Source organism: Pseudalkalibacillus hwajinpoensis (genome assembly GCF_015234585.1).
Classification (GTDB): Bacteria; Bacillota; Bacilli; order Bacillales; family Guptibacillaceae; genus Guptibacillus; species Guptibacillus hwajinpoensis_B.
In genome coordinates, this window is sequence record NZ_JADFCM010000001.1 from 55,234 (window position 1) to 78,103 (window position 22,870).

Annotated in this window: 21 protein-coding genes; 12 read left to right on the forward strand and 9 right to left on the reverse strand. The window is 40.9% G+C overall.

Features of this window, described 5'->3' with window-relative positions; genetic code table 11:
• The first annotated feature begins 73 nt into the window (after positions 1–73).
• Together IQ283_RS00275 and IQ283_RS00280 are read left to right on the forward strand one after the other, a co-directional pair.
• On the forward strand, positions 74–1,261 hold the full coding sequence (locus IQ283_RS00275; RefSeq protein ID WP_194218180.1) for a ParM/StbA family protein: 1,188 nt from the start codon (positions 74–76) through the stop codon (positions 1,259–1,261).
• 12 nt (positions 1,262–1,273) lie between these two features.
• Positions 1,274–1,837, forward strand: a complete 564-nt coding sequence (locus tag IQ283_RS00280) for a hypothetical protein (protein ID WP_194218181.1) — start codon at positions 1,274–1,276, stop codon at positions 1,835–1,837.
• A 48-nt stretch (positions 1,838–1,885) separates the two neighbouring features.
• Here the strand turns inward: IQ283_RS00280 and nagE are convergent, their stop codons facing one another.
• On the reverse strand, positions 1,886–3,751 hold the full coding sequence (gene nagE / locus IQ283_RS00285; RefSeq protein WP_194218182.1) for an N-acetylglucosamine-specific PTS transporter subunit IIBC: 1,866 nt from the start codon (positions 3,749–3,751) through the stop codon (positions 1,886–1,888).
• A 185-nt stretch (positions 3,752–3,936) separates the two neighbouring features.
• Between nagE and nagA the strand changes: the two genes are divergently transcribed.
• From nagA to IQ283_RS00305, 4 genes are read left to right on the forward strand one after another with little or no spacing between them, the layout of a single operon-like run.
• Positions 3,937–5,145 carry an N-acetylglucosamine-6-phosphate deacetylase gene (gene nagA, locus IQ283_RS00290; protein ID WP_408962572.1) on the forward strand — a complete coding sequence of 403 codons (1,209 nt, stop codon included), beginning with the start codon at positions 3,937–3,939 and terminating at the stop codon, positions 5,143–5,145.
• A complete protein-coding gene (gene nagB / locus IQ283_RS00295; protein ID WP_194218184.1) occupies positions 5,132–5,866 on the forward strand; it encodes a glucosamine-6-phosphate deaminase in 735 nt (244 codons plus the stop codon). The genes nagA and nagB overlap by 14 nt, the downstream gene beginning before the upstream one ends.
• A gap of 15 nt (positions 5,867–5,881) precedes the next feature.
• Positions 5,882–6,604: a GntR family transcriptional regulator gene (locus tag IQ283_RS00300; protein WP_194218185.1), complete on the forward strand. Its 723-nt coding sequence runs from the start codon at positions 5,882–5,884 to the stop codon at positions 6,602–6,604.
• A gap of 21 nt (positions 6,605–6,625) precedes the next feature.
• Positions 6,626–7,375, forward strand: a complete 750-nt coding sequence (locus tag IQ283_RS00305; RefSeq protein ID WP_194218186.1) for an SIS domain-containing protein — start codon at positions 6,626–6,628, stop codon at positions 7,373–7,375.
• Positions 7,376–7,798: 423 nt separating this feature from the next.
• Here IQ283_RS00305 and liaG read toward each other — a convergent pair whose 3' ends face one another.
• Complete coding sequence (liaG, locus tag IQ283_RS00310; protein ID WP_194218187.1) at positions 7,799–8,653, reverse strand: LiaG family protein; 855 nt, start codon at positions 8,651–8,653, stop codon at positions 7,799–7,801.
• A 138-nt stretch (positions 8,654–8,791) separates the two neighbouring features.
• Between liaG and IQ283_RS00315 the strand changes: the two genes are divergently transcribed.
• Entirely contained in the window at positions 8,792–9,022 is a 231-nt protein-coding gene (locus IQ283_RS00315) for an excisionase family DNA-binding protein (RefSeq protein WP_194218188.1), read from the forward strand.
• 48 nt (positions 9,023–9,070) lie between these two features.
• Here the strand turns inward: IQ283_RS00315 and IQ283_RS00320 are convergent, their stop codons facing one another.
• A complete protein-coding gene (locus IQ283_RS00320; RefSeq protein ID WP_194218189.1) occupies positions 9,071–9,439 on the reverse strand; it encodes a VOC family protein in 369 nt (122 codons plus the stop codon).
• Between the two features lie 265 nt (positions 9,440–9,704).
• Positions 9,705–11,159 (reverse strand): phospholipase D family protein, encoded by a 1,455-nt coding sequence (locus IQ283_RS00325; protein WP_242057207.1) that lies wholly within the window; start codon positions 11,157–11,159, stop codon positions 9,705–9,707.
• A 165-nt stretch (positions 11,160–11,324) separates the two neighbouring features.
• Between IQ283_RS00325 and IQ283_RS00330 the strand changes: the two genes are divergently transcribed.
• The 3 genes from IQ283_RS00330 to IQ283_RS00340 all read left to right on the forward strand — a co-directional run bounded on the left by IQ283_RS00330 (position 11,325) and on the right by IQ283_RS00340 (position 15,435).
• Positions 11,325–12,851, forward strand: coding sequence for an RQC-minor-2 family DNA-binding protein (locus IQ283_RS00330; protein ID WP_194218190.1), 1,527 nt, complete (start codon positions 11,325–11,327; stop codon positions 12,849–12,851).
• Positions 12,852–13,012: 161 nt separating this feature from the next.
• Entirely contained in the window at positions 13,013–13,807 is a 795-nt protein-coding gene (locus IQ283_RS00335; protein ID WP_194218191.1) for an ABC transporter ATP-binding protein, read from the forward strand.
• On the forward strand, positions 13,804–15,435 hold the full coding sequence (locus IQ283_RS00340) for a hypothetical protein (RefSeq protein ID WP_194218192.1): 1,632 nt from the start codon (positions 13,804–13,806) through the stop codon (positions 15,433–15,435). The genes IQ283_RS00335 and IQ283_RS00340 overlap by 4 nt, the downstream gene beginning before the upstream one ends.
• Before the next feature lie 88 nt (positions 15,436–15,523).
• Here the strand turns inward: IQ283_RS00340 and IQ283_RS00345 are convergent, their stop codons facing one another.
• Together IQ283_RS00345 and IQ283_RS24235 are read right to left on the reverse strand one after the other, a co-directional pair.
• Positions 15,524–16,858, reverse strand: a complete 1,335-nt coding sequence (locus tag IQ283_RS00345) for an MFS transporter (protein WP_194218193.1) — start codon at positions 16,856–16,858, stop codon at positions 15,524–15,526.
• 86 nt (positions 16,859–16,944) lie between these two features.
• Entirely contained in the window at positions 16,945–17,067 is a 123-nt protein-coding gene (locus IQ283_RS24235) for a hypothetical protein (protein ID WP_276511782.1), read from the reverse strand.
• A gap of 134 nt (positions 17,068–17,201) precedes the next feature.
• Between IQ283_RS24235 and IQ283_RS00350 the strand changes: the two genes are divergently transcribed.
• Positions 17,202–18,398 (forward strand): class I SAM-dependent rRNA methyltransferase, encoded by a 1,197-nt coding sequence (locus tag IQ283_RS00350; RefSeq protein ID WP_194218194.1) that lies wholly within the window; start codon positions 17,202–17,204, stop codon positions 18,396–18,398.
• A gap of 77 nt (positions 18,399–18,475) precedes the next feature.
• Positions 18,476–19,093: an NAD(P)-dependent oxidoreductase gene (locus tag IQ283_RS00355; RefSeq protein ID WP_194218195.1), complete on the forward strand. Its 618-nt coding sequence runs from the start codon at positions 18,476–18,478 to the stop codon at positions 19,091–19,093.
• A gap of 33 nt (positions 19,094–19,126) precedes the next feature.
• Here IQ283_RS00355 and IQ283_RS00360 read toward each other — a convergent pair whose 3' ends face one another.
• The 3 genes from IQ283_RS00360 to IQ283_RS00370 are packed head-to-tail and all read right to left on the reverse strand — an operon-like array spanning position 19,127 to position 22,795.
• Positions 19,127–20,341: an iron-containing alcohol dehydrogenase gene (locus tag IQ283_RS00360; protein WP_194218196.1), complete on the reverse strand. Its 1,215-nt coding sequence runs from the start codon at positions 20,339–20,341 to the stop codon at positions 19,127–19,129.
• Between the two features lie 18 nt (positions 20,342–20,359).
• The gene (locus tag IQ283_RS00365; protein WP_194218197.1) at positions 20,360–21,886 is read right to left on the reverse strand and encodes an aldehyde dehydrogenase family protein; all 1,527 of its coding nucleotides are present in this window, start codon (positions 21,884–21,886) and stop codon (positions 20,360–20,362) included.
• Between the two features lie 18 nt (positions 21,887–21,904).
• Positions 21,905–22,795: a R2-like ligand-binding oxidase gene (locus tag IQ283_RS00370; RefSeq protein ID WP_194218198.1), complete on the reverse strand. Its 891-nt coding sequence runs from the start codon at positions 22,793–22,795 to the stop codon at positions 21,905–21,907.
• Positions 22,796–22,870 lie beyond the last annotated feature (75 nt).

Here is a 22,870-nt window from a genome sequence, read left to right on the forward strand (position 1 = left end):
TTTGCAAATTTCTATAAATTTTAAGTTAATAGTAGAAATACTAGATTTCAAATATGAAAGGATGGATTATTTTATGAGTAATTCAAGAATTGCGGCAGTCGATGTAGGTAACGACTCGTTAAAAGGAATCTATGGAAAACTTGAATCTGATCTATACATACCAAACGTAATTGCTAGAGATATAGAAGATCGCCCTGTAATTGGAATTGAAGAGTTGGATACTAAAGATCCGCTTGATGGCATTCATATTCGTGTACACTCCCCTGCTCTACAAGATAACAACGCGATCTATCGGGTTGGCAATCTGGCGACTAAGAGTGACAACCCAACAGAATTAGATCCAGGAAGCGCAAAATCAGAAGAGGATCAAACTCTTGTAATGTTGTTTGCATCACTTGCTCTAGATGCTGTTGATCCAAAGAACTCAGCAAATTTCAGAAATCAGAACGGCGTTGTGGATGCGAATTACACGCTTGGTACAGGACTTCCACTACGTGAAGTGAAAGAAGGAAAGGACGTTGGATATCGCTCAAGACTTCTAGGATCCGTCCACCAGGTAGAATTTCTTGTAACGCCTAAGTACCAAGGAAAGAAAGTTAATATTAAATTTGATGAAGTGAAGGTCTACCCTGAAGGTTTTGCTGCTTACATTAATCTTGTAATGGACAGCGATTTAAACATTATTAATAAAGACTTAATTGATAAGCGTATTTTGATTCAAGATATCGGTGGTCTTTCTACTGACATCGCGGTTATTAAGAATCGTAATGTCGACGATGATAAGGCGCAGGGCTTTAATCTTGGAGTTGCTGAGTCACTAGAAGCCATTCGTGAGGAAATCCGCTCTAAGCATGGTGTGGAGCTCGACAGCCGTCGAGACGTAGTAGATATTATTACGAAGAAAAACGATCGTAATCATATTATGGTTCGCGGAAGTCGTACAAGCGTTCATGATATTACGGATCGCATTTTACTAGAACTAGCTAAGAAGCAATATCGCCATCTTCGTAACGTTTGGCAGAAGAACTCTCAATCTGAAATCTGCTATTTCGTTGGTGGTGGCTCCATTGTTCTAAAAGATTACCTTAAAACATTGAATAACAACCTTGATGGCTACAATATTGATTTCTTTGAAGATGAAAAAGAAAGCATTTGGATGATGTCGAATGCTTACTACAAGCTCATCTCTGACTTTAATCGTAAGAATAATAAAGACAAGCCCCAGGAAAAGAGAGAAGAAAAGAACAAGGTCAAAAACTAGTAGGGTGATTTGATGAAAAAGGCGGGGATGACGGGGATTCAGAGAGGACAGGCGATTACATTTCGTCTTCCCTCTGATACACCTGATCATATTCTAAAGCAGCTTCAGAAGTTAAAGGACGAAGAAAAGCGTAACTTCTCAAGCCGCGTTGCGGAGTATGTGTTAGATGGTGTCACGCAAACGATAAGGCGCGATAATGATGCTATTACTGTGCCTTTGCCTAAGGGATTAAGCAAAGCCCAACGAGATTGGCTTAAGCATGAGCATTCAGAAGCGCTTCTTGGCAACATCGTTTACCAAATTTTATCTGATCCAGTGCGGGCTGCATCACTCCTTGCATCTTTTAACAGCAACTCGATTGATATTGATCAGGCGCTTTATTTGCAAGATGAAGTTTCGAAAAGGACTATGCCAAAAGACGTTTATGAACCGATTGAAGCACCTTCCAAGTCGTCTGATGATGATTTGATGAATTTTGATTGGGATCAGGCGCAACAGGAGCAAAGTTCAGCGGTAGAGGAAGAAGAAAGCGCAGATGATTTGCTCGGCGGATTTCTTGATAAAATGAATAAATAAAAAAAAGAAAGGCAGCGGATATCCGCTGCCTTTCTTCGTTTTTGGCGATTAATCAATCGAAATGATTCCACTATCGCCTTGATTAATATTACCGGATTTTTTGATTTTCAACTTTTGTAAATTCGTGAAAATGACTGGAGTTGCAACTGAAGGTACGGAACGTCTGACGCTACTTAAATCGACCGTCATAAGCTTATCGCCTCTCTTAACTGTATCCCCTTCGTTTACAAGTGTTGTAAAGCCTTCTCCTTTTAAGTTGACGGTATCAATTCCTACATGGATCAATATCTCAACGCCGCTATTCGACTTAATGCCGATTGCATGCTTTGTAGGGAAGATGCTTATAATCTCACCATCAACAGGTGAAACGAAATGTCCGTCTTCAGGAAGAATTGCGAAGCCATCCCCCATCATACCTGCAGAAAACACTTCATCTGGAACTTCCTGCAGTGGAATAATTTTTCCCTTGACTGGCATGACGAAATCTTGCTCAGCTAGCGTTTTTGTAAGATTGATAGTTGTATCGTTGCTCTCTTTAGAAGCATGTGAATTTGTTCCGCGCATTGCATCTGCAACAAATTCCACATCAGTTCCTACGATGATCTGCAAGTTGCGGTTGTTAACTTTCACTACACCTCGAGCACCGTGACGCTTTAATTCTGCTTCGTCTACTTTTGCCATGTCATTCATTTGTAAACGGAGTCTTGTTGTACAATTATCAATAGATGAGATGTTATCAATGCCACCAATGCTGCGGATAAAGTGACCTGCCATTACATCGTATTTGTCTTCTTTTGTAGCTGGTGCATTTGTTGGATATGACATGTCTTCATCTTCACGTCCAGGTGTTTTGAGATTTAATTTTTTAATAAGGAAATAGAATACAACAAAATAGATTCCTCCGTAAATGATCCCAATAACAAGGAGTAAACCTGCCTTCTGTGCCAAGCCGTAATTCAGGAAAAAGTCAATGGCTCCTGCAGAAAAACCGAAGCCGTGATGGATATCCAGCACATACGCCAGAACCATCGAACTGGCAGTTAATAGAGCGTGAATCCCATACAATAATGGTGATAAGAACATAAAGGCAAATTCAATTGGTTCAGTAATCCCTGTTAAGAAGGATGCAAATGCGATTCCGATTAACATTCCGCTTACTTCTGCTCTTCTATCCTTTTTAGCAGCTGCAATCATTGCAAAACACGCTGCCGGAAGTCCGAACATCATAATTGGGAAGAAACCAGCCATAAATATACCAGCGGTTGGATCTCCAGCAAAGAATCGATTCAAGTCTCCAGTTGCTCCGTTGTAATCACCAAAGACAAACCAAACTAAACTATTTAGGACATGGTGTAGTCCGAATGGAATAAGGAGTCGATTTAAGAATCCGAATGCACCAACACCAAGTGCTCCTGCATCGATAATCCATTGTCCGATCGAATTAATGCCCTCTTGAATCGGAGGCCAAACAAATCCAAATATCCCTGCTAGAATAACCATTGCTGTGGCTGTGACGATAGGGACAAAGCGTCGTCCACCAAAGAAACCAAGCCAGGTTGGAAGTTTAATATCATGAAATCGATTATAAAGAAGTCCCGCAACGATACCAGAAAGGATTCCTCCAAGTATCGCCATATTAATATTCTCATTAACTGCTTGAGTCCCCTGTGTAAGAACAAGATAACCGATGGCACCGGCTAGACCGGCCGCACCATTGCTATCTTTAGAAAATCCAATGGCTACACCTATTGCGAAGATAAGTGCGAGATTATCAAATATGGCTCCCCCTGCTGCTGCTACAAATGGAATACCAAGTAAGTCATCCTGCCCTAACCTCAATAGCAAGGCAGCAGCCGGAAGTACAGCAATTGGTAGCATTAAGGACTTACCAATACGTTGTAAAGCTCCGAGCATTTACGTTCAACCCCTTTCGAAATTTGAAAACGTTTTATTGTCATGTTCATCATAACAGCACTAAATATAGTTGTCTATACCAATTTCCTCGTACAGGACGAATTTGGGTTTATGCTGGTATAGACAACTGTACTTAATGGTGGTACGATTTTAATAACAAGATGAACCGAAAAAAGGAGTGTCTCATCGTGAATGAAACGTGTTTTGTTATTGATCATGTGACAGTTTATAGCGAAGAACAAACGATTCAAAACGGCTATCTTAAAGTCGATAACGGTAAAATTATTGAAATAGGACATACAGATGAACGTACTATAGCAGGACAAGAAAAAGTCTATTCGTTTAATGAAAGCGTATCTGTGCTTCCTGGAATGATTGATGTCCATATTCATGGCGTGAATGGAGCCGATACGATGGACGCTTCTACTGAAGCGCTTGATACTATTACGAAAGCACTTCCAGGTGAAGGAACAACGAGCTTTCTAGCAACGACTATTACTCAAGAAGCAAAGGCGATTGAGCGTGCTATTCAGAATGCAGGCGAGTACTTAATGGAGAGACAACAACCAGGACATGCGGAAGTACTTGGCATTCACTTAGAAGGTCCATTCCTTAATAGTAAGCGGGCAGGTGCACAGCCGCCACATGCCATGCAGCGACCAGATGTGGATGTATTTAAAACGTGGAATAAACTAGCAAATAACACGATTAAGCTAGTTACCCTGGCACCTGAAATAGAAGGTGGCATGGAACTTGTTCGATATTTAACAGAAAGAGGTATTGTGGCTTCAATTGGTCATTCCGATGCTTCATATGAGCAGGTCATGAAGGCAGTTGAATGTGGTGCCTCTCACGTTACCCACCTCTATAATGGGATGAGAGGTCTCCATCATCGTGAACCGGGTGTAGCAGGTGCTGCTCTGTTAAGTAAGCAATTGAAAACAGAAGTGATTGCAGATGGGTATCATGTGAGACCTGAAATGATTAAGTTAGCTTATTTTCAAAAATCAGATGCTGGGATGATTTTAATCACCGATGCGATGAGAGCCAAATGTCTAAAAAATGGTCGCTATGATTTGGGTGGACAAGATGTTGAAGTGAAAGATGGTAAAGCGCTATTAGATAATGGAACTTTGGCAGGTAGTGTGCTGAAAATGAAGGATGCACTTGCTAACATCCAGGCTTTTACCGGCTGTACTCTTGAAAACGCGATAAAAATGGCATCGGAAAATCCTGCGAAACAGCTTGGTGTTTTTGATCGAAAAGGAAGCCTTGCCGTGGGAAAAGATGCAGACTTTTTCTTACGATCCATTGATGGAGAAGTGATGATGACATTTTGTAATGGACATCTTGCATATACGAATAAAGGGGATGTAGAAAATGAGAATCATTGAAGCACATGACTATGAGCATATGAGTGAACTGGCAGCGAATTATCTTATTGATAAAATCCATACAAATCCAAGTATGGTTTTGGGACTTGCGACTGGAGGAACTCCGCAAGGGACTTATAAGCATTTAATTCAGGATCATCAACGAAATCATACTACCTACAAGGAGATTACTACTTATAACCTTGATGAATATGTCGGTTTTTCAGCTGATAATCCGAACAGCTACCATGCTTTCATGTATGAGAAACTTTTTGGGAAAATCGATATTCCAAGTGCGAATATACATCTTCCAAATGGTACGGCGATTGATCTTAATGATGAATGTAAAACATATGAAGAAAGCATTAAAGAGTCAGGTGGAATTGATGTGCAACTACTCGGAATGGGTAGTAACGGGCATATCGGATTTAATGAGCCTGGGACTTCTTTTGAAGCTACAACACAAATAGTTCAGCTAGCTCAATCTACTAGAGAAGCCAACGCTCGTTTTTTTCACGATATTAACGAAGTACCACATGAAGCTATTACGATGGGGATTGCAACCATTATGAAAAGCAAAGAGATTTTGCTACTTGTTGCTGGTGAAGCAAAGAACGAGGCAATGAGGAAATTGGTTGAAGGTGAAGTGGACGAATCCTTTCCTGCATCGGTGTTAAACAGGCATTCTCATGTTACAATTATTGCTGATAAAAAAGCGTTATCAGGCGTAACAGTGCGCTGAAAGGAGTTATTTCCGATGATTGATAAGACGTCCCCATTACCTATTTATTATCAGTTAGTTGAGTGGATAAAAGGACTGATTGAAAGAGGCGAGTTAACCCCAGGAGATTCGCTTCCATCCGAGCGAGAATATGCAGAGCGCTTTGGCATTAGTCGCATGACAGTAAGACAGGCCATTACAGAGCTCGTTAATGAGGGTTACCTCTATCGACAAAAGGGAGTAGGTACCTTTGTTGCTGAGAAAAAAATTGAGCAACAGCTGATGGGGTTAACAAGTTTTACCGAAGATATGAAATCACGTGGCATGGAACCAAGTAGTAAACTAGTAGGGTTTGAAATTGTACCTGCTCCACCTTATATATCGGAGCAGTTAAAAATACAGGATCACGCACCTGTTTACGAAATTAAACGGGTCAGACTTGCTGATGGTATCCCAATGGCACTTGAGAAGACGTACATCTCGGCTAACCTCGTAAAAGGGTTGACGGAAGAAACTGTACAGCACTCTTTATATCATCACATTGAAAATCAGCTAGCGATCAAGATTGAGGAAGCGACCCAAGTGTTAGAGTCTTCTGTAGCAACTCAGCAGGAAGCAGAATACCTAAATATACAAAAAGGAGCACCGATACTGCTCATTCAGAGGAATACGAAACTAGCGGATGATACACCGCTTGAAGTAGTGAAGTCTTCGTACAGAGCAGATCGGTATAAATTTATGATTACACTTAAGCGTTAATTTCATTGAGGAGGCGTTCATTTGTTTCATGATTACTTCAACAAAATTAGAACATCCCTTCAAGTAATTGAAGAGAAAGAAGCCGTTTCTATCGAGCGAGCAGCAGTCGCTCTAGCTGATAGCATCGAAAACGGAAAAATCATTCATGTATTTGGATGTGGACATTCTCATATGATGGCGGAAGAAGTTTTTTACCGTGCAGGTGGGCTTGTGCCAATTCGTCCTATTTTTATTGAAGACTTAATGCTCCATAGAGGCGGAACGAGATCTTCTGCTCTAGAGCGAACGAATGGATTAGCCCGGGAATTCATGGCGGACCAGGATATTCAAAAAGGCGATGTAGTGATCGTTGTATCGACGTCAGGTCGTAACCCGGTTCCGATTGATGTTGCCCTTCTTAGTAAAGAAAGAGGAGCGTACGTTATCGGCTTAACCTCACGAAAAGCTTCAAATGGACAATCATCTCGTCACAAAGAAGGAAAGTACTTGTACGATGTAGTAGATCAAGTGATTGATAACCATGTTGAGGTGGGTGATGCGGTGATTCAAGATACAGAGAATCAAGTCTCATTTGGTTCAATCTCTACCGTTATAGGAATGGGGATCCTCAACGGTATTACTGTAGAAACTATTCATCAGTTGATTGAACGGGGAATAACTCCTCCTGTGTTTAAGAGCGGGAATGTAGACGGGTCAGATGAATCGAATCAGGCATTGATTGAGAGATACAAATCACGTATTCCGCTCCTCGAAGGCAATCAAGATTTTTAGCAAAAAAATCTCTTATTTTAAAGACTATGTAATTGAATGTTGTTGATATTAGATTCATTTACGCCCTGTGGTGACCAATCGGATTGGTCATCATAGGGCGCCCTTTCAGCAGAGCTGAAAAGTGGTTTTTTTCTTTATAGCGAGGTATTTTGTAAGCTTGCTTTGTATGCTTTGTTTCTGATTTCTGAATGAAGAGAATGCTCAAGATTCCTATAATGGTAATGAGCGTTCCACCGAGTATAATTACGAAGGCAGGGCTATAAATATTACCTAGAACATGTTAAGGAATATTTTCATGGAAATAATTTGGTGATGTGAAATGATAAATGCCGTTAAAGTAACCGACGAGTAAACCAAATCGTTTATTTTCCATTGAAAACTCAAAAATAACCTGCCATCCTATTGGAAAGCAGGTGTTCCTTTTTAATAAACGCTGGCGCTTCCACTTGAAAGGGATATCTTCACGTGATACTTCCCTGAACCATGTACTCCTGATATTTCCTTATTGCTAATCGTCTGCTCTTCTAAAGTGAATTTGGTTGAGATGTCCCCGCTGCTTGCCTCACTATCCAATGTGAAATCAGCATTGTCCGGAAGGTCCAAATCGACATCACCTGAACTAAGGTCAAACGATACATCCCCTGTTAACTGATCCATTTGAACTTTCATGTCACCTGATGACATTTCTCCCTCAAGTGGGCCAGAATAATGGGTTAAAATCACGTCTCCAGAACTTATATCAAAGCTTCCCTTCTCGGTTGAAAGTCGATCAATGATAAGACGACCAGATGAGCCGTCATGCTCGAAGCTTTTTGTTTCCAGGTTGGAAAGTTCAACATCACCCGAACTCATATCAATATCTACTTCGTTTAAAATGGTAGGATTTTCTTCATTATTGAAGACAACACTTCCTGAGCCAACCTCAAGCTTGAGATCGTGTTTAAAGTCTTCTGGGAGGTAAACAGTAACATCTGATCCCCCGTTAAAGTTAAAAAACTTATACCACTTTCGCTTCACTTCAACTTCAATCGCATTTCCCTTCTTTCTCACCGAAAGCTCTCCACTACCATTTAAGGTTGCTTTCACATCATCACGTGATTCAGTGACTATGTTCATATCACTGCTGTGCGTCAAAATACTAACTTGATTAATTTTTTCACTTAACTCAATGCTGTTCTCATCACTTCCTCGTGCAAAAAGAGAGGTGTTTTCAAATAAAATTAATAAAACCGCCCCTACTGCAAGCAACCCAACAATGACCATAAATCCACTTCTCACTATATTTCCTCCCCGAGTTTCCGTCGTTATGCTATTCCCTATGGTAATCTTATAGTAGTTCAAGTCATCTAAACATCATCTAGAGTATTAAATTGGAATAAGACTTGAGACGTAATGACGTATATTGGAGGCAGGCGCATGTACCTCACTATTAAAGAAACGGCAGAATATTTATCTTTACCAGAATCCTATATCGAAACGCTCATTCGAGAGAAGCGCGTTCGCACCATTTTTGATGGTGAGCAATATTTGCTATATAAAGAGCAGTTTAATACTCATTTTGAACAGTTGGAAAAAATGAAGAGACGATTAGAAGAAGAAGCCAATGAGCCGCTTCCAGAAGATCCAGATGTAAAAGATGAAGATTAAGTAAGGTTTAGAACTCAAGTAAGAAAGGATGCCACCGGCATCCTTTCTTTATTTTGTTAGCACTTCACTCATGATGGCATGTGTGTTTTGCTCACTATCTTCAAAAAACGCCATCCACGTTTCAACGTCATCTGTTTTCGCAACTAGGTGAGGTTTACTAATGAAAATCACCCCATTCTTCATTAAACGTTCGTAGCTTTTCTCAATATGACTTACTTCAAAATAAAGAACTGAACTTGCATGTGCGAAAGTTTCTTTCTCTGGAAGACTTAGTAGCAAGCGCAGCCCATTACAATCAAAAAAAGCCATCTGATTTGTTTCAAATAATAATTTAAGTTCCAAATGCTCTTTGTAGAATTGGACCGCTCGCTCCATCTTTTTGACGGGAATCGCTATTTGGCTCACCTGTTTGATCATAAGAGAAATCGTCCTCCTAATTATCTGGTTATTTTCTATTTCTCTCCAGTCCATTGAATCTCCTCTAATCTTTCGTTTAGGTAATAAGAAATCGGGAATAAAGGATAGTACTAGAGGAGGGTATCCTTTTATGAGAAATTTGATTAAAAAAGCGATTAAATACGGTCCCATTATTTATCCGATTGTAAAGAAAATGCGAAATAAAAGAAGAACAAGGTAAGCTAAAAATCCCCGGGAAATTTTTCCCGGGGATTTTTAATGATAGTTAATATGTGGTTACTTGGAATAATTTTTGAAGAATATACATGACATATTTATAGGGGGAAAGAGAGTTTTGATATTTTTCGTAGTCAGCTGTATAGGTTCCATCTTTATTTGACCAAATTCGCTCAAAATAGCGGTCAACATCCTGGACGACTTTAGTATCGTTAGGTGCTTTTAAATGAATATTCGTTTCCATATTGTAATCATCCAGGTTTCTAGAGGTATAGTTGCCTGATCCACCGATGATTGTGCTCTCTTTATTTCCTTTTATATACAATAGTTTTGTGTGAAATTGCTCTTTATTTGTGTCATACCAGCGAATTGTAAGATGCTCACTTCCTTGTTTCTCTAGCTCAGCTGTCACAGGAAGGTTAGGTAAGCCGATTTTTTGCTGTCCAAAGGCATTTTGATTGGGATCTAGTACTAGACGTACGTCGACCTCTCGTTCGGTTGCGTCAACAAGCGCATCAACGATATCCCGGTCTGCCAGATAAAACATTCCAATATAGATAAGCTCTTCTTTTTTGGCATCATCAATAGCTGTCACAACACTATCCTGAATTTTATTTTCTGTCACAATTTGAGCTTTAACATTAGAAGGAGTCTCGGGACTCTCATCGGTCAACTTAGTGTCTGGAAATGAAGATACGTTTCCTCCAGAATAGGCGGCAACTGCTTTTTCAGTTTCGATAAGGTCATTTAGAATCTCGCCTTTCACTTTAAAGGCAATGTTAGAATGAAAACCGCTCGCATCATGAGGGTTTGCAGACATGATAATACCCGCATCTTCTGTAGTCACTGTTTTACGATGGTTCGCTTTCACATTAAGCAATTCTAGATAAGATCGTGCAGTGACTTTTGGTGCTGAGGGTGCCATTGGGTTTGGAAGCCATCCTTTGCCTTCTTGCCCAAACCAGGTGATCCCCATTCTCCAAAGCCCTGAATAAAATAAGTTTGGATCTCGCAGCCGATCAAGATCAGTGAAAATAACTTCGGCGCCCATTTCCTTAATTTTATTTATTTGGTCAGCCTCGTGAGATCCATATGTTGTGTTCACTTCATCGCTAATAAGGACAACCTTCAGGTTAGGCTTCGCCTTCATTACTTCAACTACTGTATTCGCTAAGTCTTCACTGATTTTTGGATAATCTCTTTTCCCATCCGTGTATCCGTTAAATAAGAAAAGGTCTAAAATAAGGAAATCATCGGCTTCTTGAATCGTACTGTTGATTTCATCAAAAATACTATGATCATAAACTTCTTTCTCCTTTTTGTCGTAAGTTAAGTCAAAAAGAAACTCGATGTCTTCATCATTTATTTGATGAACTTCACCTGCGTAGGATACGCCTTCAGGTAAAGGCTTGAAGCGGTGATAAGTGATAACGCCTACATAAATAACTAAAAATATAATGAATATCATCCAACGTTTTTTGCGATACCATGATCGTTTCTTCAATTGTAGTGCTCCTCAATTTCTATTTTCTCTTTATATACCCCGCATCGTACAAATGTATCCCTCCTCTGAATGTGTTTTTTTGCATGCTGTAAGGTTGTTTCCATACCAATTTCCGCCGTATACTGTTGGATAAACAGCTGAAAGACAGAAAGCGGGTTTTGCATAATGACAGTTGAACATCATACTTATCATTTTGATGCCTATCCGATGTTTGCGTTTGTTCCAATGGGAAAGAAAAATAAACGAATTAGAACGGTAGGTCAGAAAGTACAAAAAGGCATGATTCATCGTCTTCACGAACATGTGAAACGGAAGATTGGCGCTCTTATCCAGGAAGAGAAGCAGAAGTTGCAAACGTTTCTTGAACAGGAAAACGAAGCCGTTTTACCTATTCCTTTAAATAAAGAAGATGAGCTTTACCCACATCTTATCAAACCAGAGCAATTATTGTGGCAAACTTTTTCACCGATGCATGGCCTCCCCATCCATAACAATTCTACTTATCAAGAGTTTTATTTACAGTTATCAACGGAAGATCTTGATCGTCATCTCGATCGGGTTATTCGAGATTACCTTTTTTGCGCGGAGTTAGCTGAAAAGTCTCGTGTAGAATGGGAAGAGCGCATTATAGAGGCGTATCAACTTCATCCGTTTATTCAATTGGCTAGAGAGAAAGAAAACGTTGTAAAAGCGGTTGAAAGGATGAATCACTCGCCTCTTATCTCCCTTTTAAATTCTCCTGAAGATCTTGCTTACTGGCGACAACGAGTCGACATTGTGATGAGACCTTACCGCGAAGTTCCAGATGAATGGTTATGGACCGAAAAGGGAGTTTGTCATCATGAGAAGAAGATGATGCTTCACCCTTCTAGTAGTGATGTTGAATTTTATTGTGAGGCCTGCGGATATGCGATTTATTATGATATAGAGGAAAACCATGTCCATTTTAAAGAGGAAATTGACATGGACCGTGCGAAGAAACGTATCGGAACGATTGAACGACAATTCAATAAAATGGTAGACAAGACTCCACGTTTAGTAGAAAAAATAGAGGAAGTGTCTCAAGCGATTCAAGCATTCAAGCCGTATGCACCGCTTTATGCTGAAGTGCTACAAGTTCAGCATACTTTATCAGAAGAAGAACTTGCTTTATTTGAAGCGCCATCTACGGTTACGGTTTATCAGCAGCTCAAAAGCGTGAGACTGCCAGAAGATCGAGCAGGCTCACCACTTATTTGGTTTTCCCATGTATTAACCGATACCATAGCACCTTTTAAGCCTCGGACAGTTTTTCCGGATTTGGATCAAAGGGAAATCACCTTTGTTCGAGACTACCTGGAAAAAGTAAAGTCAATCAGTCAAAATGTCCCTTCGAATGAGGAAGAATACATGAATGTAAAGCAACATACGATGACATTTGGTCAGATGAAGTTATTGCTTCACTTCATTATCAGGCATGAAAATGAGCCACTTCATGTGCTCTCAAAAGTCTTTACCGGACAAGCAACAAATGCGATACGAGCACAGAGACTACATGAAAATGAGGTGTTCGGTCTTTTACAGAATTGGCAAGAAAAACATGTTGTCAAAGGGATCAAATACATGGAGAAAGACGGCTTGCTGCTTAAAATCTCCAAAGGCTATGGGCTGACAGAGAAGGCCAATCGAATGTTAAGTAGAGAGGGCGAATAGCTGGAAAGACGATGTGAGTAGCATCGTCTTTTTTGTTGACGAAATGAATTTTCGGTGGGAAAGTACCTGATTATACTACCTAAAGGGTTTGTGGACAGGATGAAACCTTTTATCGTAAGTTTCGTAGAAATAAGTAGAAGTTTACATATGGAGGGGATTGTATGGAACACGGACCGGGAAAAGTACTTTCTTTGAAAGGATTGACGAAGTGGTACGGAGAAAAGCTCGTTCTAGATAATATTGATCTTGATGTTTATGAAGGGCAAATTATTGGTTACATTGGTCCGAATGGGGCTGGTAAGAGTACCACCGTTAAAATCATGCTCGGATTAGAAGCTACTTACGCTGGTGAAGTTGAGATATTTGGAGAAAATATTAAAAAGAATAGCGTTGATTATAAAAAGAGAATCGGGTATGTTCCAGAATCGGCGGACCTTTATGATAACTTATCTGCGCAGGAGTACCTAACGTTTACAGGTGAACTCTACGGATTAGATGCTGATACAGCGGAATATAAAGCTAGATTGCTGATGAGAGTGTTTGAGCTTGAAGACGTTTATGAATCTCGTATTTCATCCTACTCAAAAGGTATGAAGCAAAAAGTCTTACTGATTTCTAGCTTGCTTCATGACCCTGATATTCTTTTTCTCGATGAACCGATCAATGGTCTTGATGCGAATAGTGTCATGGTGTTTAAAGAAATCCTTGCTCAGCTTGCGGCTCAGGGGAAAACGATTTTCTACTCTTCGCACATTATGGAGGTCGTTCAGAAAATTAGTAGCCGTATTCTCCTTCTAAATGATGGCAAGATTGTTGCGGATGGAAGCTTTGAACAGCTTCGTCAAAAAAATAAAGAGGGCTCACTTGAGGAGATATTTAATCAATTAACAGGTTTTAATGAGCATCAAAATCTTGCGGAGGATTTTGTGCAGATCGTGCAGCGTGAAGATGTATGAAGAACTTTCCAACACTAAAGATTCTTGACCTCTTTCGGTTCCTATTTGAGCGGCTGGATATTGATTATCCAACCTTGCGTCGAATACTTCAGGTAAAGCTAACGATGGATGGGAGACGCCCTACTACGATAATGAGTCAGAACATGAGTGGGAACAAAAAGAAAGATTCCAACCAGTTTCTGAAATCACTCTGGTTTTATGCTTTTATTGGCCTAACGTTGATTCCGATCCTGTTTTTTGGTGACAATTTTATGTTTCAGATGAGCTTGATTTTCGGTGTTTTAATGTTTTTAATTATGACGGCGATGATCTCAGATTTCTCTTCTGTTCTTTTAGACGTACGAGACCAAACGGTTATTGGCACAAGACCTGTCGATCGTCGAACGATCAGTGCAGCACGGGCTGTCCACGTTACGATATATTTATTTTTCTTAACGGCTGCGATTGTTGCTGTTCCACTTATTGTAGGAACTGTGCAGTATGGAATTTTATTTGGAGTGTTATTTGTCATTACAGTGTTTTTTAGTGATTTGTTAATTGTTGCGCTTACAGCGTTGCTGTATTACATCATTTTAAAATTTTTTGGCGGAGAACGCTTAAGAGATGTCATTAATTATGTGCAAATAGGGTTATCGATCACCATCGTAGTCGGTTATCAAGTACTTGCTCGTGCTTTTGAATTTGCGGGATTACAGGTAGGCTTTTCACCAACATGGTGGAATCTCCTTTTACCGCCAGTTTGGTTTGGCGCACCGTTTGCTGTAGTGTTGAATGGGGCTAACGGAGCTTATTACTATATCTTTATCGCATTAGCTATTTTGATACCACTAATCGCTCTGTGGCTATATTTATCATTGTTACCTACGTTTGAGAAGAACCTTCTTAAGCTCATCGATCAGACTGGCCCATCGAAAAAGAAGACATTTAAGGGAATGGAACGTTTGGCTTCATTTATCACGCGAAGCAGAGAAGAGCATGCGTTTTATCAATTTGCGGGGAGAATGCTAAAGAATGAACGTGATTTAAAACTGAAGATCTATCCTTCTCTTGGGTTTGCTATGATCTTTCCTTTTGTTTTTCTGTATAATAGCTATTCTGCTGGGCAGTCATTTGAAGCCCTTACTTCAGGTAACTCCTATTTAACGATTTATGCGAGCATGATGATGGTTCCGGGAATAGTGATCATGCTTCAATATTCGAGTAAAAGTAAAGGGTCATGGATTTATCATGTCACACCTATACAAAATTCTGGAGTGATTATTAAGGGTACGTTAAAGGCTTTTCTACTTCGCCTATTTGCACCTGTGTTTGTGGCTATCAGTGCGATTTATACCTTTTTATTCGGTGTTCGAATTATTCCAGATTTGATCATCGTATGCTTAATCGCTCTTATTTATAGCGTCATTTGTTTTCGAATATTGAAAGGCACGCTTCCTTTTTCGGAGCCTTTTGAATCAGCCGGGCAAAGTGATGGTTGGAAGACTATCCCGTTTGCGTTATTGATCCCTGTATTCTGGGTCGTACACTTCATACTAACCAAAGTTCCATTCGGTACCTGGGCGTATCTCCTTGTTCTCGCGCTTATCTTACCGCTTATTTGGAATCGGGGATTAAAACATAGCGAGTAGCGAGTGACAGGCACTCCTCGATTCCTGTCGAATCAATAACCCACCTCATCATGAGGTGGGTTATTTAGTCTTCTAGTGCTTATATGATCTATACTGAGGTTTTCAATTTGCGGGCGTATACCCACATGATGATGGCTGATAGTGCCATTAGGATCAATAAGAAGATATACGTTAGCTGGAATGATTCTGTGCTATACGTTAATCCGTTAAGTTCAAGCATGATCCCACCAGCTACAGATCCTGAGGCGCTCCCGACAAATTGTATGAGCTGTTTCATACCAATGCCAGTGGCGATTTCTTCAGAAGGAAGAATGCGTGACACCTCGTTCGTGGTACTAGATGAAAGGCTTGAGAAGCCAAAGCTTGTGAACATATAGCCAATCATAATCATGTACTCATTTAGAGGTGATAGGAAATAGAAAATCACGGTGGAGATGAGAAGCAGACCGTGAGCAAGATAAATCACTTTCATGTTTCCGTATCGATCAAGTAGTCTACCAACATAAATAGCGGCAACTGCGGAAAGCATGGCGCCTGGAAAAATAATATACCCTACGACAGAAGGTCCTTTTTCATAAACGTTCTGAAGCATGAGTGGCATAAGAAGTAAAATGGCAAAGTGGGTCGTGAACCCAAGGTAGCTCATATACAATAGCTTTCGATATCCTTTGTTTTTAAAAAGAGACGGTTGAATAAAAGGGATATCTGTTCTTGTAATTCGAAGCCAGAGGAGTCCGCCTACGATAATGCCCAGAGCTAAAAACAGCCAATTAAAAGTTGAAATATAGAGTAGAAAGCTTGTAACAGTAGCCCCTGTCAATAGTCCTCCTATAATGTCAAAGCTTCCTTTACGAACCTCCTCTTCCGGAAGACGACGAAAGAGAATTGGTATGAGTAAAACTACAAATAAAGTTACAGTGAAAAGATAATTCCAATCAAGATACTCCGTTACGACTCCCCCAACGACAGGGCCAAGTCCGAATCCGAGCGATGATGCTGAAGCAATCATGGCCATCGCCCGTCCGCGACTTGAAAATGGAATAAATCGTCCCGCAAAAACCATAGATAGTCCAGGTATTGCAGCTGCTCCGGTTGCTTGTAAAAGACGTGCAGCTAATAGTAGTGGAAATGTCTCTGAAAAGAAGCCAAGAACTGATCCGAGTCCAAATATGACAATCCCTGAAATTAAGAGGCGTCTGATCGGTAGATAATCCGATAGACGAGTATACGTAATCGTGAAAATTGCGAGGATAATGGAGTATCCAGACACAATCCAGGCGCCATCTGCAGGGGAAAGGTTAAATTCAGTTAATACATTTGGTAAAGCAACATTAAACATTGTTGTATTCATGACAACAAGCCAGACCGCCACACTTAAAAGAAGAATGGTTTTGAAATAGCTTGAAGTTGTTTTCTCGTTCATTAAAACCCTCCTGATGCGTTAGTAAAGCACCAGCTTATTGTAAACGATAAGCGCATGATTCGTCTCATTTCACGGTTTCAATAAAATTAACTCTTTTCTTTCTTGATCTTTTTAGCCAAGATTTCTTTTGCCTGGTTATAGGTAAGCCCTGAATTTGCATTGAGACGTTTCACTGTCTCAATATCCGTTCCTGTTTTCGTTTTCACCATTCATCACCACCTTTCGTCATTAGTTTCTGAATGAATCAACCTATTTATCCAGAGGGAAGTTCGGTTTATGGAGCAGGTAGGATACGTGATATAATGCAAGCAGATTAAAAAACTCGAAAAGTTAGGATGACACGATGAGGAACGAACGAAGCGTGCAGGTGCAAGCAAAGCATCAAAAGAAATTTTATAAAGGATATCCCCTTATATTCAAGGAAGCGATTGTGAATGCAGACGTCTTGAAAGAAGAAGGGACGATTCTAAGACTAGAAGATGAGAAAGGTCAGTTTATTGCTAGAGGCTATTATGGAAGGCAAAACAAGGGGTATGGCTGGGTGCTCTCACAAAATGAACAAGAAGCAATTGATCAGGACTTTTTTGTGAGGAAAATCCAGCAAGCCCTTCGTCATCGTACTTCGTTCTTTGAAGATCCAACAACAACGGCATTTCGCGTGGTGAATGGTGAAGGAGATGGCCTGGGAGGCGTAACCATCGATTATTTCGACGGTTATTACCTTATTAACTGGTACAGTGAAGGGATTTATTCGTTTAAAAATGTTGTAGTAGAGGCGTTAAAACAGCTTGTGGATTTTAAAGGTATCTATGAGAAGAAACGCTTTGATGCGAAAGGTCAGTATGTAGAAGATGATGATTTTGTTGAAGGAGAACGCGGCGAATTTCCGCTAATTGTGAAAGAAAATGGCGTGAACTTTGCAGTGTATTTAAATGAAGGTGCCATGGTTGGAGTATTTCTTGATCAGCGCCCTGTTCGAAAGCTAATCCGTGATCAATACGCGAAGGGAAAAACAGTATTAAATACGTTCTCCTACACAGGTGCTTTCTCGGTATTTGCGGTTGAAGGTGGTGCGACGGGTACAACAAGCGTTGATCTTGCTAATCGAAGCTTGAATAAGACGATCGAGCAGTTTAGCGTCAACGGCATTGATTATGAAGAGCAAAACATCCTCGTGATGGATGTATTTAAATACTTCAAGTACGCCGTTAAAAAGAACTTATCTTTTGATATGGTGATTCTTGATCCTCCAAGTTTTGCACGTTCTAAGAAACATACATTTAGTGCTGCTAAAGATTATAAAGATCTGTTGAAAGATGCAATTTCAATTACGGAAGATAATGGTGTGATTGTCGCTTCAACGAACTATAGCGGCTATGATATGAAGAAATTTAAGGGGTTTGTTGATCAGGCATTTAAAGAAACGAACGGCAAATATGAGCTGCTTGAAGAATTTACACTACCTGAAGATTTTCGTACAATCAAAGAGTTTCGTGAAGGAAACTATCTTAAGGTTGTTTTCATAAAGAAAATAAAATAGGTTATTCGCGTTTCACTGATATCTATTAACGGGGATAAAAAGGTAAAGATCGTTGAATAGAGAGAGAGGTCGTACTCATGAAACTAATTGTATTCGGAGCTACAGGCGGTACAGGAAATGCTTTTGTGAAACTGGCCATTGCAGCGGGCCATACCGTCACTGCATTTGTTCGAACACCTTCAAAACTTGAAACGACTCACAAAAATTTATCAGTTGAAATTGGCGATGCGATGCAGTCTGCTGATGTGAAGCAGGCGATAACTTCTGACGTTGATGCCGTTATTTCATGTTTGGGTGCTAATGGACTTGGAAAAACAACAGATCTTTCTACAATGACGGCAAATATCCTCGATGCGATGAGCATTCATGATGTAAAGCGGATCGTTTATATGGCTTCTGCTGGGATTAATAAAGAGATTCCTGGAGTGACAGGGTTTGTTGCAGGCAAGCTGTTGCAGAACGTCCTTGCTGATCATCGAAGAGCAGTCGACCTTCTTGCTGCAAGTGAAGCAGAGTGGACAGTGGCTCGTCCAATGGGATTAACGAATGATGATCGGACTGGAGAGTATCGGAAAGCGCGAAGTGGCATTCCAAAAGGGGGACGTCGCATCGCTCGATCAGATGTAGCTGATTTTATGCTTCATACCGTAACAGATCATCTCTACATTCGAGAATCGATCGGACTTGCATACTAAGAACCGTGAAGCTTAAGCTTCACGGTTCTTTCGTTATACGGATACCTTCTGGGAATGAATGACGCGCTCGCCAACTGCACGAATTAATTCTGGTGGAAGTGGATAATTGAGAGCAGCAGGATCCATTTTTACCGCTGCGATTGTAGCGTCAAGTGCATCAGGCTTAATGTCATAATCTTTGAAATTAGCTGGAAGACCAACGTTCTGCTGCATTTCATTTAGTTTATGAATGACAGCTTGTAGCAACGCGTCATTATTCTTGCCGGTTGTCTCTAAATGAAGGGCACGAGCAAGTTCCTTTATTTTTGGAAGATAGAGATCAGGGAGCATTTCCATCACAACCGGAAGAAAAACGGCATTCGCAAGGCCGTGTGGAATGCGGAAAAGAGCTCCATACGCATGCGCAAAATTATGCACAGGAATGGCATTAAGGGCGAAGCTAAATGCCGTTATACCCATCATACTCGCTTGGAGCATTTCCATACGTGCTGTGAGGTTATCTCCCTGGTTGACGGCAGTTGAGAGATGTGACTCAATCAAGCGAATAGACTGGAGGGCATAAGCATCAGTTAGCGATGTGGCTGATGGTGAGACGAATGCTTCAATTGCGTGAGTTAACGCATCAAATCCAGTAAAAGCCGTAATGATAGGTGGTAATCCCGTTGTCAATTCTGGATCCAATATAGCCATATCGGCATTAATAAATGGATGAATAATGTTTGTCTTCATCTTGATTTCTTCGTTATAAATCACGGCAATAGGAGATACCTCTGATCCTGTACCAGCGGTTGTAGGGATCGAGATGTGGGGAATTGGTATATGAGTGGCCTCTGGCCAGGATAAATAGAGAAGTCCTCCTGGAGTAGCTTCTTTAATATCTGTTAATCCGTTGTGAAGGGCGTATTTCACCCCTTTCACGGTGTCCATCACGCTGCCACCGCCAACAGCGAGTAGCCCATCCGCACTTACTTCCCTGGCAAATTGAAGCGCTGCATTAACATCATGACTCCCTGCATCTTGATTGATATCAAGATAAATCCCTGCAAGTTCAGGGCCAGTCCCATGTGGTGTCAGCTCGAATATCTCTTTGATCTTTTCAACGACACCAGCTTTTTCAAGTCCGTGGTCACTAAAGAGAACCACACGCTTTGCTTGAAGTCCTCTGAACAGATCGGGTACAAGTGCCCGAGTTCCTGCCCCGCTATGAATGGCCGTTCGAAGCATATATTGAGAATATGTTAATGTCATACAGTTTTACCTCCTTTATTAAGATTGGTTAGAAAAGAGAAGACTGTACCAATTTCTCCGTTCGATTTCTGGCACCATGGAGGTGTGCACATGCTTCACCTGAGTATATGCGTCAAGAGAATGCTTGCCCATTTCTCTACCAATGCCACTTTGTTTGTATCCGCCAAACGGTGCATCATTTCTGAGCATATGCCAATCATTTATCCAAACAACACCGGCACGCAGTTTTCTTACTACCTTATAGGCTTTATTCACATCAGTTGACCAAACACCTGCTGCTAGTCCGTAAATCGTATCGTTCGCCATACGGATGGCATCATCAACATCGCTATACCGGATAACAGAAAGCACAGGCCCGAAGATTTCTTCTTTGGCGATCGTCATGTCGTTCGTGACATCGGCAAAAATTGTTGGAGCAATAAAATGTCCTTTCTCACAGCCCTTCACGTTAACTTCATTCCCGCCACAAATAAGACGAGCCCCTTCCCGCTTACCTTTCTCAATGTATGATAAGATCGCTTCTTTTTGCGTAGCAGAAACCACCGGACCCATATCTGTCGCCGGATCAATTGGATTTCCAATCACAAGCTTCTCAGAAAGCTCTTTGAGTCCATCGATTACCTGATCATACAGTTTATCTGGCACAAAGAGTCTCGTTCCGGATTCGCACAATTGACCAGAGTGAAGGAAGACGCCGAACAGACTGCCAGGAAGGGCGATTGAAAGATCTGCATCATCCAGGATAATGGAAGGTGATTTCCCACCAAGTTCAAGCGTTGTGTTCTTCACTGTTTTAGTAGCTAGACTCATAATGTGACGTCCCACTTCAGTAGAACCAGTGAAAGCTATCTTATCGACTTTAGGGTGCGTAGCGAGTGGTTCACCAACGTCTTTTCCACTACCCGTGACAACATTTATCACTCCTCTGGGAACTATTTCAGAAATAATTTCAGCGAGACGGAGCGTTGTAAGTGGTGTATAACTCGCTGGTTTAATAACGATGGTGTTCCCCATGGCAAGGGCAGGTGCGATCTTCCACGTTGCAATAAGCATAGGCATGTTCCATGGCGTTATGGCGGCACAGACGCCGATTGGCTCACGCCAGATAAAGTTATGAGCTGGTCCTGGAAACGGAGGAGATGGCAGTGTTTCTGAATAGGTGTAATCGAGCACAAATTTACCGAGAGTCTGGAATAGATCCACCATCTGAATGATGTCATTGGATCCAAGTCTTCTAACGGTGCCACCTGAAGAGAGCGCTTCTAAGGCAACAAGTTCTTCTGCATTTTCCATGATTTTCTGAGCGATGGAATAAAGGACTTTCGATCGCTCTTTTGGAGGCATCTCACGCCATTCTTCATTATCGAATGCTTTGGATGCTGCCTCTACAGCTCGGTCAACATCTTTAGCGTTACCGCTCGTTACTTTTGCGATTACATCTCCAGTAGCAGGATTCATCACCTCGAACAGTTGACCACTTTCTGAAGGAGACCATTCTCCATTAATAAAAAGCGGAAATGACTTTATTTCTACGTTTACTGACATAGCTCTTCCTCCTTTACTTTAAAGAACGCCAACATCGGATTCAGAAGTACGGTAAATCTCGTTGATGTCTTTTCCTTTTGCGCGTGCAAGGATGTTCATCCTTATCGATAGCTGTTTCATAGAAAAGGCCATTGTGGCATCAAGTGTATTTCCGAATGCGCTATGTGTTTTTTCTCCTATTCCTTCCTGTGTTAACTGCTCTGCAAGTGGGGCGAGCTGATTCATCTTATTTTGCACAATCTCAAAGAGGTGGGGATGTTCAGCAATCAGGCGCTGTAACAAGAAGGTTCCATAGCCGATATGACGTGATTCATCTTTTTTAAGCAATCCAACGCCTTTCATTAATCCTGGCATAACCTTGGCTTTATCAAGAGATTCGTAGAAAGAAAAATAGCCCGTTTCAGCAAGAACCCCTTCCACAAACATATTGTAGACAGTAGAAGCTTCAGCTAGCGCTTCAGGAGAATGGTCCTGGTGGAGTTTCCCCATTGCTTCCGGTAATATAGAATAAAAAATTTCACGATAGGTGTCGGAGTGAAAACGGGACAGGTCCCCGGTTTGACCAATCTCATTTAGAAATACACGAAAGAACTCCGTGTGCTTTGCTTCCTCAAAAAGAAAAGTTGTTAAGTACATCTCTTCTTCTAATCTTCCTTCTTTTGCGATCACCATGATTAATGGCAGAAGGTCCAATGTGACTGCTTCTTCACCAGCCTGAAATTGAGAAATAAGTCTCAGTATCTCTTCTTGTTGATCCCCGGTTAGAAACTTCCAATCTTTTACGTCTTGAGTAAAATCAATCTCTCTTGGGTCCCATCCGCCAAATTTCTTCGCTTTTTGATAAAGACGAAATGGCAGGGAATCTTCCTGAAGTCCGCGGTTGCTTGTCGTTATCATTTCTTTCCGCATCTTTGACCACCTTTCAATACTTGCGATTTAATCTAGCAAATTTTATAATGAAGGAGCTATCAGAGAAAGCGCTTA